Raw genomic sequence first — 13,613 nt, forward strand, 5'->3', positions numbered from 1 at the left:
ACTTTACGGATGACGGTTGCGCACTAAACCCGCAAAATGCAACGATTCCGGCAATTACCAACGACATCGCCTGGGGGCGATGTCGATATAGCCATCGTTCCAATCAGACTGGGCCTGCTGACTCTATGCGAATGCGCCTTATGTTACTGGGCGGCGGAAATGCCCTTGGGCAGGCGCTGATTCGCCTCGGTGCGGAGGAAGACATCGGTTTCCTCGCCCCCCGCCCGCCGCAAGACGGCTGGGATGCCGCGAGCCTGACGCAACTGCTCGACGACACCCGTCCCGATGCATTGATCAACCTTGCCTACTACTTCGACTGGTTTCAGGCAGAAGCGGTCAGCGAACAGCGTCTGGCCGGCCAGGAGCGCGCGATCGAGCGTCTGGCTGAGTTGTGCCAGCATCACAACATCGTTCTGCTGCAACCTTCCAGCTATCGCGTGTTCGACGGTTCCCGCGCCACGGCCTACAGCGAAAAAGACGAACCCGTGCCCCTTGGCCTGCGAGGTCAGGCCTTGTGGCGGATCGAGCAAAGCGTTCGCGCCACCTGCCCGCAACACGTACTGCTGCGTTTTGGCTGGCTGCTGGACGACAGCCCGGATGGCGCCCTTGGCCGCTTCCTCGCCCGTGCCGAACAACCCGAAGAACTGCTGATGGCCGACGACCGGCGCGGCAATCCGACACCGGTCGACGATGCCGCCCGCGTGATCATTTCAGTGCTCAAGCAACTCGATTGCGCCGCGCCACTGTGGGGCACCTACCACTACGCCGGGCATGAGGCGACCACGCCGCTGGCGCTGGGGCAGGCGATTCTGACCGAAGCCCGCAGCCTGCATCCGCTGGCCATCGAAGCTCCGACCGCCCAGGCCCACGCCGCGCGTCCGGATGCTGCGGAAGAGCCGCAACACGCGGTATTGGCCTGCAAGAAAATTCTGCACACCTTCGGGATCAAGCCACGCGCCTGGCGTGCGGCGCTTCCCGGTCTACTGGACAGGTTCTATCGCCATGGCTGACGGTCCCGTTTTGATCACCGGTGGTGCCGGTTTCATTGGTTCGCACCTGACTGACGCCCTGCTCGCCAAGGGCCATGCCGTGCGGATTCTCGATGACCTGTCCACCGGCAAGCGCAGCAATCTGCCGCTGGATAATCCCAAGGTCGAACTGATCGTCGGCGACGTGGCCGATGCGGCTGTGGTCGCCCAGGCAATGGCCGGTTGCAGCGCTGTGGCGCACCTGGCCGCCGTGGCGTCGGTGCAGGCCTCGGTGGACGATCCGGTGCGCACGCACCAGAGCAACTTCATCGGCACGCTGAACGTCTGCGAAGCCATGCGCCAGGCCGGGGTCAAACGCGTGCTGTTCGCCTCCAGCGCGGCGGTATATGGCAACAATGGCGAGGGCGAGTCGATCGACGAAGACACCCCAAAGGCGCCGCTGACGCCGTATGCGGTGGACAAACTGGCCAGCGAGCAGTACTTCGATTTTTACCGTCGCCAGCATGGGCTGGAGCCGGTGATTTTCCGCTTCTTCAACATCTTCGGACCGCGCCAGGATCCGTCCTCGCCGTACTCCGGAGTGATCAGCATTTTCAGCGAGCGCGCACTGAAGGGCTTGCCGATCACCGTGTTCGGCGATGGTGAGCAGACCCGGGATTTTGTCTACGTCGAAGACCTGGTCGACTTGCTGGTGCAGGCCATCGAGAAGCCCCGGGCCGAAGTGGGGGCGGTCAACGTTGGCTGGAACCAGGCGACGACCCTCAAGCAAATGCTCGAAGCGCTTGAGGCCGTGGTCGGCCAACTGCCACCGGTAAGCTACGGCCCGGCGCGCTCCGGTGACATCCGTCATTCCCGGGCGAACAACCGGCGTCTGCTGGAGCGCTTCACTACCACGGAGCAGACACCGATGCGTGTGGGGTTGGCGCGGTTGTTGGGGCGCTGAGATTCTTGCGGCCACAAAAAAGGCGTCCATCAAGGACGCCTTTTTTGTGGCCGGAATTCGCTTTGACAGCTTATGTAATTCCAGTGGCCAGGTTCACCACCACGTGAACATTCTTCCAGCGATGTCGCTTAGAACTTGTAACCCAGGCCAACCATGTAGATGAACGGGTCAACATCGACGTCCACCCGTGCCCGGGTACCTGGGGCAATCGAGTTGTTCTCGACAGTGGCGCGGGTATCGATGTCGATGTAGCGCACCTGGGCGTTGATCATGATGTTGTCGGTCAGCATGTAGTCCGCACCGACCTGCCAGGCCATGCCCCAGGAGTTTTCCGCCTTGAAGTTGCTGAAACCGGCGGACTGCGCCTGGCTGCCAACGTGTTCGTCGTAGATATAGGTGTAGTTGATGCCGCCGCCGACATACGGCTGGAAGGCCGACTTCGGATCCAGCGGGTAGTACACCAGGCTCAAGGTCGGCGGCAGGTGCTTGAGGGTGCCGAGTTTGCCGTTGGCCGCGCTCAGGGCCGTGCCTTTGAGTTTCACGTCATGCTCGAACGGTGTGGCTGCCAGCAGCTCGATACCCAGGTGATTGGTCAGCATGTAAGCGAAGTTCAAGCCCAGTTGCGTGTCGCTGCTCATGGTCGCCTTGCCACCCAGGTCGGCACCAGCGAGCGGGCCTTGATCAACCTTGACGCTGGAGCTGTCAGCTTCCGGGTTGACGGTGATGGCGCCGGCACGAAGGATGATGTCACCGGCTTCGAAAGCATTGGCGAGCGGGGCTGCGAGCGCGAGGGCAACCAGCGAAGCGCTGAGCAAGGACTTGTTCATGGGGGCTCCAGAGGACGTTAAAAATGTTCGATGTCCAATGGTAAGGCGCCTAACGATTCAGTCTTTTGATGCAGCTCAATGAAAGTGGGAAGGGCGTGATTTTTGTGGTGTTGCTGATGGCCTCATCGCGAGCAAGCTCGCTCCCACAATGAGTTGCGCAATGCTGAAGATTTTTGTTTCAACATCGAACCTGTGGGAGCGGGCTTGCCCGCGATGGCGATTGTGTTGGCGACAAGGAAACTCCGGATTCACTCCGGCAATTCATACAGATAAATCTTGTCCGCCTCCATCTGATACCCGGCATCCGCCAACTCGCTGGTGGACGCCTTGACCTGCAATGCGCCCTCGATCCAGTACGGCTGATACAACTCGTCGAGCTTCACGCCGACTTCGCTCTTGACGTGCACGATCTGGTTCGACGGCGGTGGCGGTACGTGGATGCAGGCGCCGAAATAGGGCACCAGCAGAAACTCCGTGGTGCGTCCTTCCTCGCTCACCTCCAGCGGCACGATGTAACCCGGCAGTCGAATGCTCTGGCCATCGAGGGTTTTGACCACTGGTGCGTTGGGCAAGTCTTGTTTGGCGGCGGGCGCCGACTCGGCCGTCAGCGCATTGCTCATCTGCGACAGGTCATGCAGCGGCGTCATGTTTGGCACTTCTTTCGGCGCGTCCGGTGGAATCATCTCCGACCAGGTCAAATCTCGCGGCTGGGCTGCCCACAGGGGCAGGGCGACCAGCATCAACAGCGCAAGTACTGCGCGGGGCATGTTCAACGTCCTCATAAACGGATCGACAGGCCATCGGCCAGGGATTGGCGATAGGCGCGCCAGGCCGGCACGCTGCCCATCAGCAACGCGGCGATCAGGATGCCACCGAGCAGCGTCCATTCATACTCGCTCGGCCAGGACAGCGGCAGATACAGACCATAGTTGGCCTGCACATAACCCTGGGCCGCCGCGATGCACACATACAGCAACGCCACGCCGGCGATCACGCCCGACAGCGCCAGGGCGAAAGCTTCGAGCACCAGCAGCGTCGCGATGTGCCAGGGTCGTGCGCCCACCGAACGCAGAATCGCCATTTCCCGGCGGCGTTCGTTGAGACTGGTGAGAATGGCCGTGAGCATGCCTATCAACCCGGTCAGCACCACAAACAGCGAGACCACGAACAAGGCTTTTTCCGCGGTGCCCATCAGGCTCCACAGCTCCTGCAGCGCCACGCCCGGCAGGATCGCCAGCATCGGCTCACCACGGAATTCATTGATTTCCCGTTGCAGGGCAAAGGTCGAAATCTTGTTGTTGAGACCGAGCATGAACGCGGTGATCGCTTGCGGCGTGAGGTCCATGTTGCGCGCCTGATCGGCCGTGATTCGGCCCTCGCCCCGGGCCGGCACGCCGTTATGCCAGTCGATGTGAATCGCTTCCATACCGCCAAGGCTGATGTGCAGCGTGCGGTCCACCGGCGTGCCGGTGCGTTTGAGAATACCGACCACGGTGAACGGCTTGTCGTCGTGCTTGACCAGGCTGATTGCCGCCACGCCGTGGGCCAGCACCAGTTTGTCACCGAGTTTGTAGTGCAGTGCCTCGGCCACTTCGGCACCGAGCACCACTTCGAACGGGTCGGCCGTGAACGCTCGGCCATCGGCCAGCGCCAAGTGTTGCTGGCGGCCGTACTGGTAATGCTCGAAGTAGGCTTCGGTGGTGCCCATTACCCGATAGCCGCGATGGGAATCGCCGAGAGACATCGGGATCGCCCACTTCACTTTCGGGTTGTTGGCGAAGTGCTCGAAGCTGTCCCAGCGGATGTTGTTGGTGGCGTTGCCGATGCGGAACACCGAGTACAGCAACAGGTTCACCGAGCCTGAGCGGGCGCCGACAATCAGGTCGGTGCCGCTGATGGTGCTGGCGAAACTGGCCTTGGCTTCGGTGCGCACGCGCTCCACCGCCAGCAGCAGGCACACCGACAAGGCGATGGCGAACGCCGTGAGGATCGCGGTGAAGCGGCGGTTAGCCAGGCTGGCCATGGCTAGACGAAACAGATACATCTCAGACCTCGGACGGGGTGGCGGCGCGATTGAGTTCGGCCAGCGACAGGTTGTGGTCGAATAGCGGCGCCAGGCTCTGGTCGTGGCTGACGAACAACAGGCTCGAGCCGGCTTCGCGACACTCGGCGAACAGCAGGCGAATGAAGTTCTCACGGGCGTCGTAATCGAGGGCCGAGGTCGGCTCGTCGGCGATCACCAGTTCCGGTTGCCCGATCAGTGCACGGGCGGCGGCGACCCGCTGCTGCTGGCCGATGGACAACGAGTCGGCGCGGCGACCGAGGATGTTTGCATCTTTCAGACCCAGGTGGGCGAGCAGCGTCGCGGCCGCTTTGTCGACGCTGCCGTGACGCTGTTTCGCCCGTTCGGCACGCAGCTTCGAGAAGTGGCAAGGCAGTTCGACGTTTTCACGCACCGACAGAAACGGCAGCAGGTTGAACTGCTGGAAGATGTAGCCGGTGTGATCGACGCGGAAGTGGTCACGGGCGCCGGCCGACAGCTGCGTCAGCTCCTGGCCAAGCAGGCGGATGCTGCCGCGATCGGGCTTTTGCACGCCGCCGAGCAGGCCGAGCAGGGTGGTCTTGCCACTGCCGCTGGGGCCTTTGAGAAACAGGGTTTCACCGCGCTCCAGGCGAAACGCCGGGATGTCCAGCAGTGGCGGGTGACCGGGCCAGCTGAAGCCCAGGTCGGACAGTTCGATGAGTGCTTGGGTCATGTGAAACCGGTCAGGTTAATGGTGAACCCCTGTGGGAGCGGGCTTGCTCGCGAATGCGGTGTGTCAGAGACGTTGATGCAAACTGATACGGCGCCTTCGCGAGCAAGCCCGCTCCCACATTTGATTTGCGGTGGATCAGAATTTCAGGGCGGCAGCCTTGGCCGTCACGTCAACGCCTTGCTGCCCGCTCGGGCCGATCAGTTGTACCTGAATCTTCTGAGTGGCCGGGAACGCGTTGAAAATGTTCGCCAGGTCCAGGGTCTTCAATGCGTCCGGTGTGGCGCAGGTGAACTGATAATGAGCGTGGATTTCGCTGTGGTCGTGATGATGTTCGTCCTTGGCGTCTTCACCATGGTCATCGTCGGCATCGGGCGTGTCACCGAACAACGGGCTTTCCAGTTCCTGGTTTTCTACCACGCAACCGGCGGCTTTCGGCAGGTTGAACAGGGACAGCGGTTGCTCAAGCAGAGCGCGGGCCGCGGCGACTTTGGCTTTGTCGGCATCGCTGGTGGCGACGTGTTCGAAACCCACCAGGTTCATGGCCGGGCTTTGCAGTTCCAGCGCCAGGGTCTTGCCGTCCAGCGCCGCGTTCAGGCGTCCAACGCCATGTTCGTGGGCGCCCAGGCTGCCATGCTCGTGATCGTGTTCGTCGGCGGCATGGGCGATAGCCAGCGGCAGCATGGCAAACGGCAGAACGAGAAGCAGACGACGCATGGCGAGTCTCCGAAAAGTAAAATGAAGAAAATGTTATGTAATCTTATAACGTGAGTGCGGAGAGTTTGACTGCCTGCTTGGCGTTGCACAAGTCCCATGGGAGCATGCAGGGAAGAAAAGTGCGGGAGCAGACTTATGTTGCGAATTCGCGGAAGCATCGGCGACTGGCCGGTGGATTTGACCCTGGAGATGGACGATGCGGACTGGGCGCGATTAGGGGCGCAGTTGCAGGTAGAAAAATCCCCGGTCAGCGCCCCGGTGGCGAAGCCGCTGAATCAGGATGATGCGCTGTGGCAGATCGCCCGGGATTTGCTGCGTCAGGCCGGACAGTTGAGTGGACCGGATTTGCTCGATCAATTGGAAGGCCTGACCGGCAGCGCGGCGGCGGGCAAGCGCCTGCTGGTGCGGTTGCGCCATTGTGCGGATGTGAAGGTAGTGAGCGGCGGGGATACGCCGATTTACCGCTGGTTGTAGGAGCGAGCTTGCTCGCGATGGACGTCAACGATAACGAGGGCTACCTGTATGACCACGGTGCCCTTACGCCCATCGCGAGCAAGCTCGCTCCTACAAGGGCAATTCAATACAACGCAGCAAACAATTTACGACGATACGTGCTCACCAGCGGGTGATCGTTGCCCAGCAACTCGAACACCTGCAGCAAGGTCTTGTGCGGCAAGCCTTCGCTGTAGCTGCGGTTGCGGATGAACAACTTCAGCAATGCATCCAGCGCAGCGTCGTACTGCTGACGGGCCAGTTGCTGGATCGCCAATTGATAAACCGCTTCATCGTCCAGCGGGTCTTTCGCCAGCCGTGCCTTCAGGTCGGCGGCATCCGGCAAGTCCTTGGCCAAACCGAGAAACTTGATCTGCGCCTTGGCGCCGGCCAGCGCGGCCTTGTGCTCGTCGCTCTTGACCGCATCCAGCACGGCTTGCGCCTCGCCCAGTTCACCGCGCTCGGTCAGGCAGCGGGCGTAGAGGATCAGCGCCTTGGCATTGGTATTGTCTTCACCCAGGATCACTTTGAGCAGTGCTTCGGCATCGGCAAAACGGCTGTCGTCGAACAGCGCCTGGGCTTGCTCGAACGGATCGGCGGCGGCCGGTGGCGGCATCTGTACGTGGGGCTCAAGCAAGGCGCGCACGGCGGATTCCGGTTGGGCACCGGCAAAGCCGTCGACAGGCTGGCCGTCCTTGAACAGCACCACGGTCGGCAGGCTGCGGATGCCGAAGCGGGCGACGATGTCTTGCTCGAGGTCGCAGTTGACCTTGGCCAGCAGCAATTCACCCTGGTAGCTCTCGGCAATGCTCTGCAACATCGGCATCAGCACTTTGCAGGGCGCGCACCATTCGGCCCAGAAATCCACCAGCACCGGCTTGTGGAAAGAGTTCTCGATCACCGACTGGTCGAAATCGGCAGTCGTGGCGTCGAAGATGTACGGCGTTTCCTGACTCATGGGCAATCTCGTAGAAGCGTGAATGGGGCAACTATACGGCTTGGTGGGGGGCGGCCGGAAGCGGTTGGCCGTGAGAGGTGTGTTGCCTGACAGGGCGCCTTCGCGGGCAAGCCCGCTCCCACAGGGATTGAAGTCGCCACAAGATGTGTGGTTCACACCAACCATTGTGGGAGCGGGCTTGCCCGCGAAGCTTTTGGCTAGCGCCGCGCGTGGTACAGGCTCACATGCCGAAACTCGTGGGGCTCGGCCAGATCCGGCAGGGTCATGGCTTCGAGCATCTCGATGCGCCGGTACAACGGATGGCGAAAATCCCGTACCCGGGAATCCGCCACCAGCGCCTCTCGGCCGCGACTGAGGAACTGGTCGAGCAGCGGCAGGTTCGCCCGGTCGTACAGCACATCCGCCACCAGAATCAGATCGAAGCGATCAGCCTCGGCGAAAAAATCCGTCGAGTAGTTGAGTTGCACGTCATTGAGCTCGGCATTCGCCCGACACGCGGCAATCGCCAGTGGATCGAGGTCGCAGGCCAGCACCTCCAGCGCGCCGGCCTTGGCGGCGGCAATCCCCGCCACCCCGGAACCGGCGCCGAAATCCAGCACCCGCTTGCCTTCGACCCAGTGCGGGTTTGCGGCCAGATAGCGGGCCACGGCCAGGCCGCTGGCCCAGCAGAAACTCCAGTACGGTGGCTCATGCAGGATGCGCCGGGTCTCTTCGGGGCTGAAGGCGCGGTCCATGTTGTCGCCGTCGATCAGCCACAGCTTCAAATCGGTTGCCGGCAACGGGCAGGCCACCAGTTGTGCATCACCGAGCAATTCAGCCAGGGCCTGTTGCAGGTCGAGCGGTGCACTCATGGGGCTTTGACGAATTGCAATTGGCCCAGGGCCTGGGTGGTCGGTTGGGTAATCAGTTGCGACGGCAAGTGCAGGATCAACTGGCCGGACTGGCTAGCGCGGCCTCGCAGTTCCACGCGGGCGCCGGACGGGAAGGACTCCGGATTGAAGCGCAAGTGAAACGGCAGCACCTGGTTATTGCCGATCAGGCTGGAGCTGGCGATCAATTGTTGCGGGCGGTCTTTTTCGTCGATCACCAGCAATGCCAGTTCGACTTCGGCGCCGGCCGGCACGCCCTGCAGGGTGCCGCTCAGCTCACGCTGATAGGCAGGCAGGGGGCCGAGGTCGGCGGCCTCCCTGGCTTTCTTCTGCGCTTGCTGCGGCGCCGGGCCAGGTGTTGGCGGCTGGGGCTTGGGTGCATCGCTGCCGCAAGCCACCAGCAGGCTGAAAACACTGAGCAAAATGAGCGGACGTAACGACATTGGTGGCTCCATAAAGCTGAATTCCATGGATCAAGTGATCATCCCGTCTGTATACCGCAAACCCTATGGCTTGTCTTGCCACCGGGATGCGCTACCATGGCCCTCCCTTTTTTTGTTGCCTGCCACCATGCACTGTCCCTTCTGCGGTGCCAACGACACCAAGGTCATCGACTCGCGTCTGGTCGCCGAGGGCGAACAGGTGCGCCGCCGGCGTGAATGCCTGGCCTGCGGCGAGCGTTTCACGACGTTCGAGACGGCTGAACTGGTGTTGCCGCGCCTGATAAAAACCGACGGCAGCCGCCAGCCGTTCGACGAAGAAAAACTCCGCGCCGGCATGCAGCGCGCGCTGGAAAAGCGCCCGGTTAGCGTCGAGCGCCTCGAGTCGTCGCTGGTGCACATCAAGCACAAACTGCGTGCCACCGGCGAGCGCGAGGTCAAATCCCTCGTGGTCGGCGAACTGGTGATGGCCGAGCTGCAGAAGCTCGACGAAGTCGCCTACATCCGCTTTGCTTCGGTGTATCGCCGCTTCCAGGACCTCAACGAGTTCCGCGAAGAGATCGATCGCCTGGCCCGTGAACCGGTGAAAGAATGACCACGCCCGCAGAACTTGCCATCCTCGACGCCCATTTCATGGCCCGTGCCCTGGAACTGGCGCGCAAGGGGTATTACACAACGCACCCCAACCCACGTGTAGGTTGCGTGATTGTGCAGGATGGGCAGATTGTCGGCGAAGGCTGGCACGAGCGCGCCGGCGAGCCTCACGCCGAGGTCCACGCCTTGCGCGCGGCCGGTGAGCAGGCGCGGGGTGCTACCGCTTATGTGACGCTTGAACCTTGCAGCCACCACGGCCGCACGCCGCCCTGTGCCGATGCGCTGGTGAATGCCGGTGTGGCCCGCGTGGTCGCGGCGATGCAGGACCCGAACCCGGAAGTCGCCGGTCGCGGTTTGCAACGCTTGGCTCAGGCCGGTATCGCCACCGAAAGTGGTGTGCTGGAGGGCGAAGCGCGAAAGCTCAACCAAGGCTTCCTCAAGCGCATGGAGCAGGGCTTGCCGTTCGTGCGGGTCAAGCTGGCCATGAGCCTTGACGGTCGCACGGCGATGGAAAGCGGCGAAAGCCAGTGGATTACCGGTCCGGCAGCACGCTCGGCGGTGCAACGCCTGCGCGCCCAGGCCAGCGTGGTGCTGACCGGCGCCGACACGGTGCTGGCGGATAACGCGCGGTTGACCGTGCGTGCCGATGAGCTTGGACTGGACGCCGAACAAACTGCACTGGCCATGAGCCGGCCGCCGTTGCGTGTGCTGGTCGATGGCCGCCTGCGCGTACCGCTGGATGCGCCGTTCTTCAAGGCCGGCCCGGCGCTGGTCGCCACCTGTGTGGCGGTGGAAGAGCAGTACGCCAACGGCCCGGAATGCCTGATCGTGCCCGGCTACGATGGCCAGGTCGACTTGCGTCAGCTGCTGGTCGAACTCGCCAACCGTGGCGTCAACGAGGTGTTGGTTGAGGCCGGTCCACGGCTGGCGGGTGCTTTCGCTCAGCTCGGGCTGGTGGACGAGTTCCAGATTTTCATTGCCGGCAAGTTCCTGGGTTCTTCGGCGCGGCCGCTGCTGGACTGGCCGCTCGCACAAATGAAGGATGCGCCGGAACTCAAAATCACCGAAATTCGTGCAGTTGGCGATGACTGGCGAGTCATCGCCATCCCAGTGCCAGCAGCGAGCGTATAATTTCCGGCCATCGCTATAGCGCTGGCTTTGTTCTCGAGGAGAACCTCATGTTTACCGGCATCATCGAATCCATCGGCAGTATTCGTGCATTGACCCCAAAGGGCGGTGATGTGCGGGTACACGTCGAAACCGGCAAGCTCGACCTGAGCGACGTCAAACTGGGCGACAGCATCGCGGTCAACGGCGTGTGCCTGACTGCCGTTGAATTACCGGGCAATGGTTTTGCGGCGGACGTCAGTCGCGAAACCCTCGACTGCACCGCCATGAACGACCTGAAAAGCGGCAGCCCGGTCAACCTGGAAAAAGCCCTGACCCCGACCACTCGCCTTGGCGGGCATCTGGTCAGCGGTCACGTCGATGGTGTGGGTGAAGTGGTTGCCCGTACCGAAAACGCGCGCGCCGTGGAATTCCGCATTCGCGCGCCCAAGGACCTGGCCAAGTACATCGCCCATAAGGGCTCGATCACCGTCGACGGCACCAGCCTGACCGTGAACGCAGTCGATGGCGCCGAGTTCCTGCTGACCATCATTCCGCACACCCTGAGCGAAACCATCATGGCGTCGTATCAGCCTGGTCGCCGGGTGAACCTGGAAGTGGACTTGCTGGCCCGTTACCTGGAACGCCTGCTGTTGGGCGACAAGGCCGCAGAGCCGACCTCCAGTAACATCACTGAAAGCTTTCTGGCCGCCAATGGCTACCTCAAATCCTGACCCAAGGGGGTGCCTTGTGGCGCTCAATAGCATCGAAGAACTGGTTGAAGACATCCGCCAAGGCAAGATGGTCATCCTCATGGATGACGAAGACCGCGAGAACGAAGGCGACCTGATCATGGCCGCCGAGTGCTGCAAGCCCGAGCACATCAACTTCATGGCCAAGCACGCCCGTGGCCTGATCTGCATGCCGATGAGCCGCGAGCGCTGCGAACTGCTCAAGCTGCCGTTGATGGCACCGCGCAACGGTTCCGGTTTCGGCACCAAGTTCACCGTCTCCATTGAAGCGGCCACCGGCGTGACCACCGGCATCTCCGCCGCGGACCGCGCGCGTACTGTGCAAGCGGCTGCCGCCCGTGATGCCAAGGCTGAAGACATTGTCAGCCCGGGCCACATCTTTCCGCTGATGGCCCAGGCCGGCGGCACCCTGGCCCGTGCCGGCCACACTGAAGCTGCCTGCGACCTGGCGCGCATGGCCGGTTTCGAGCCGAGCGGCGTGATCTGCGAAGTGATGAACGACGACGGCACCATGTCCCGTCGCGCCGAGCTGGAAGCTTTTGCTGCCGAACACGACATCAAGATCGGCACCATCGCCGACCTGATTCACTACCGCATGATCCACGAACGTACCGTTCAGCGGATTGCCGAGCAGCCGCTGGACAGCGAACTGGGCCAATTCAACCTGGTGACCTATCGTGATTCGGTGGAAGGCGACGTGCACATGGCACTGACCCTGGGCAACGTGTGTGCCGAAGAACCGACCCTGGTTCGCGTGCACAACATGGACCCGCTGCGCGACCTGCTGATGGTCAAGCAACCTGGTCGCTGGAGCCTGCGCGCCGCCATGTCAGCGGTTGCCGAGGCCGGCAGCGGCGTGGTGCTGTTGCTCGGTCACCCGCTTGATGGCGATGTATTGCTGGCGCATATTCGCGAAACCGCCGATCACGCCGCGGTGAAAAAACCGACCACCTACAGCACTGTCGGTGCCGGTTCGCAGATCCTGCGCGACTTGGGCGTACGCAAAATGCGCCTGATGTCGGCGCCAATGAAATTTAATGCGATATCCGGTTTCGATCTGGAAGTTGTAGAATACGTGCCCTCCGAATAATGACCGGTTGTTCCCGGCCTTGAATTCGCGGCAAATAAATCACCGAGGGACGCGTACGAGACGCGTCCCGGCTCTTTAAGAGATCTAACGAATGACCCTGAAGACCATCGAAGGTACCTTCATCGCCCCTAAAGGCCGCTACGCTCTGGTAGTGGGCCGTTTCAACAGCTTCGTTGTTGAAAGCCTGGTCAGCGGTGCCGTTGATGCCCTGGTTCGCCACGGCGTGAGCGAAAGCGACATCACCATCATCCGCGCACCTGGCGCCTTCGAAATTCCGCTGGTTGCACAGAAAGTCGCTCAAAAGGGCGAGTTCGCGGCAATCATCGCCCTGGGCGCAGTCATTCGTGGCGGCACTCCGCATTTCGAATACGTGGCTGGCGAATGCACCAAGGGCCTGGCCCAGGTGTCCATGGAGTTCGGCGTACCGGTTGCATTCGGCGTGCTGACCGTTGACTCCATCGAGCAAGCCATCGAGCGTTCCGGCACCAAGGCCGGCAACAAAGGTGCTGAAGCTGCCCTGTCCGCTCTGGAAATGGTCAGCCTGCTGGCGCAGTTGGAGGCCAAGTGATTAGCGACGATAGCGATCGTTTCAACCCGCGCGATCCAAAGCCTGCGGATGCCGGCAAGCCATCGAAAAGCGCCAAGCGCCGCGAAGCCCGTCAGCTCGCGACTCAGGCGCTGTACCAATGGCACATGGCCAAGCAGTCGCTGAACGAGATCGAAGCGCAGTTCCGGGTCGATAACGATTTCAGCGATGTCGACGGCGCGTACTTCCGCGAAATCCTGCACGGGGTTCCGCAGTTCAAGACCGAAATCGACACCGCACTCAAGCCTTGCCTCGATCTGACCATCGAAGAGCTGGACCCGGTTGAACTGGCGGTTCTGCGCCTGTCCACCTGGGAGCTGCTCAAGCGCGTCGACGTGCCGTACCGCGTTGTGATCAACGAAGGTATCGAACTGGCCAAGGTCTTCGGTTCCACCGACGGCCACAAGTTCGTCAACGGTGTGCTCGACAAGCTGGCCCCGCGTCTGCGTGAAGCTGAAGTGAAGGCGTTCAAGCGCTGATCGGCGCTTGGAATGTC

At 62.0% G+C, this 13,613-nt stretch carries 17 protein-coding genes; 9 read left to right on the top strand and 8 right to left on the bottom strand.

Annotated elements, in window-relative coordinates:
* Positions 1 to 125: 125 nt before the first annotated feature.
* Complete coding sequence (locus KW841_RS25430; RefSeq protein ID WP_007970144.1) at positions 126 to 1,010, top strand: sugar nucleotide-binding protein; 885 nt, start codon at positions 126 to 128, stop codon at positions 1,008 to 1,010.
* The gene (locus KW841_RS25435) at positions 1,003 to 1,932 is read left to right on the top strand and encodes an NAD-dependent epimerase/dehydratase family protein (protein WP_218480209.1); all 930 of its coding nucleotides are present in this window, start codon (positions 1,003 to 1,005) and stop codon (positions 1,930 to 1,932) included. Before KW841_RS25430 ends, KW841_RS25435 begins: the two co-directional genes overlap by 8 nt.
* Positions 1,933 to 2,060: 128 nt before the next feature.
* Here KW841_RS25435 and KW841_RS25440 read toward each other — a convergent pair whose 3' ends face one another.
* From KW841_RS25440 to KW841_RS25460, 5 genes are all read right to left on the bottom strand, one after another.
* Positions 2,061 to 2,759 (bottom strand): OmpW family protein, encoded by a 699-nt coding sequence (locus tag KW841_RS25440; RefSeq protein WP_007970148.1) that lies wholly within the window; start codon positions 2,757 to 2,759, stop codon positions 2,061 to 2,063.
* Positions 2,760 to 3,007: 248 nt separating this feature from the next.
* A complete protein-coding gene (locus KW841_RS25445; RefSeq protein WP_218480210.1) occupies positions 3,008 to 3,526 on the bottom strand; it encodes a DUF3299 domain-containing protein in 519 nt (172 codons plus the stop codon).
* Positions 3,527 to 3,537: 11 nt separating this feature from the next.
* Positions 3,538 to 4,803, bottom strand: a complete 1,266-nt coding sequence (locus KW841_RS25450; protein WP_218480211.1) for an ABC transporter permease — start codon at positions 4,801 to 4,803, stop codon at positions 3,538 to 3,540.
* Position 4,804: 1 nt separating this feature from the next.
* A complete protein-coding gene (locus KW841_RS25455; RefSeq protein WP_007970153.1) occupies positions 4,805 to 5,515 on the bottom strand; it encodes an ABC transporter ATP-binding protein in 711 nt (236 codons plus the stop codon).
* A 135-nt stretch (positions 5,516 to 5,650) separates the two neighbouring features.
* The gene (locus tag KW841_RS25460) at positions 5,651 to 6,229 is read right to left on the bottom strand and encodes a DUF2796 domain-containing protein (protein WP_218480212.1); all 579 of its coding nucleotides are present in this window, start codon (positions 6,227 to 6,229) and stop codon (positions 5,651 to 5,653) included.
* A 135-nt stretch (positions 6,230 to 6,364) separates the two neighbouring features.
* Here KW841_RS25460 and KW841_RS25465 point away from each other — a divergent pair, with 135 nt between their 5' ends.
* Positions 6,365 to 6,703, top strand: coding sequence for a hypothetical protein (locus KW841_RS25465; protein ID WP_218480213.1), 339 nt, complete (start codon positions 6,365 to 6,367; stop codon positions 6,701 to 6,703).
* 103 nt (positions 6,704 to 6,806) lie between these two features.
* On the opposite strand, the gene trxA is transcribed toward KW841_RS25465, so the two are convergent.
* The 3 genes from trxA to KW841_RS25480 all read right to left on the bottom strand — a co-directional run bounded on the left by trxA (position 6,807) and on the right by KW841_RS25480 (position 8,991).
* The gene (trxA, locus tag KW841_RS25470; RefSeq protein WP_007970158.1) at positions 6,807 to 7,679 is read right to left on the bottom strand and encodes a thioredoxin; all 873 of its coding nucleotides are present in this window, start codon (positions 7,677 to 7,679) and stop codon (positions 6,807 to 6,809) included.
* A gap of 197 nt (positions 7,680 to 7,876) precedes the next feature.
* Complete coding sequence (locus KW841_RS25475; RefSeq protein WP_218480214.1) at positions 7,877 to 8,530, bottom strand: methyltransferase; 654 nt, start codon at positions 8,528 to 8,530, stop codon at positions 7,877 to 7,879.
* Positions 8,527 to 8,991: a YbaY family lipoprotein gene (locus tag KW841_RS25480; protein WP_007970161.1), complete on the bottom strand. Its 465-nt coding sequence runs from the start codon at positions 8,989 to 8,991 to the stop codon at positions 8,527 to 8,529. The genes KW841_RS25475 and KW841_RS25480 overlap by 4 nt, the downstream gene beginning before the upstream one ends.
* Positions 8,992 to 9,118: 127 nt before the next feature.
* Between KW841_RS25480 and nrdR the strand changes: the two genes are divergently transcribed.
* The 6 genes from nrdR (at position 9,119) to nusB (ending at position 13,596) form a co-directional block, all read left to right on the top strand.
* Positions 9,119 to 9,583, top strand: coding sequence for a transcriptional regulator NrdR (gene nrdR, locus KW841_RS25485; protein ID WP_003228656.1), 465 nt, complete (start codon positions 9,119 to 9,121; stop codon positions 9,581 to 9,583).
* Positions 9,580 to 10,713 (top strand): bifunctional diaminohydroxyphosphoribosylaminopyrimidine deaminase/5-amino-6-(5-phosphoribosylamino)uracil reductase RibD, encoded by a 1,134-nt coding sequence (ribD, locus tag KW841_RS25490; protein WP_218480215.1) that lies wholly within the window; start codon positions 9,580 to 9,582, stop codon positions 10,711 to 10,713. The genes nrdR and ribD overlap by 4 nt, the downstream gene beginning before the upstream one ends.
* 47 nt (positions 10,714 to 10,760) lie before the next feature.
* Positions 10,761 to 11,423: a riboflavin synthase gene (locus KW841_RS25495; RefSeq protein ID WP_007906836.1), complete on the top strand. Its 663-nt coding sequence runs from the start codon at positions 10,761 to 10,763 to the stop codon at positions 11,421 to 11,423.
* A 16-nt stretch (positions 11,424 to 11,439) separates the two neighbouring features.
* Positions 11,440 to 12,531: a bifunctional 3,4-dihydroxy-2-butanone-4-phosphate synthase/GTP cyclohydrolase II gene (ribBA, locus tag KW841_RS25500; protein ID WP_007970163.1), complete on the top strand. Its 1,092-nt coding sequence runs from the start codon at positions 11,440 to 11,442 to the stop codon at positions 12,529 to 12,531.
* A 91-nt stretch (positions 12,532 to 12,622) separates the two neighbouring features.
* Complete coding sequence (gene ribE / locus KW841_RS25505) at positions 12,623 to 13,099, top strand: 6,7-dimethyl-8-ribityllumazine synthase (protein WP_003228649.1); 477 nt, start codon at positions 12,623 to 12,625, stop codon at positions 13,097 to 13,099.
* Positions 13,096 to 13,596, top strand: a complete 501-nt coding sequence (gene nusB / locus KW841_RS25510) for a transcription antitermination factor NusB (RefSeq protein WP_007970164.1) — start codon at positions 13,096 to 13,098, stop codon at positions 13,594 to 13,596. The genes ribE and nusB overlap by 4 nt, the downstream gene beginning before the upstream one ends.
* Positions 13,597 to 13,613 lie beyond the last annotated feature (17 nt).

Origin of the sequence: Pseudomonas sp. PDM28, assembly GCF_019219115.1 — a bacterium.
GTDB classification, from domain to species: domain Bacteria; phylum Pseudomonadota; class Gammaproteobacteria; order Pseudomonadales; family Pseudomonadaceae; genus Aquipseudomonas; species Aquipseudomonas laurylsulfatiphila.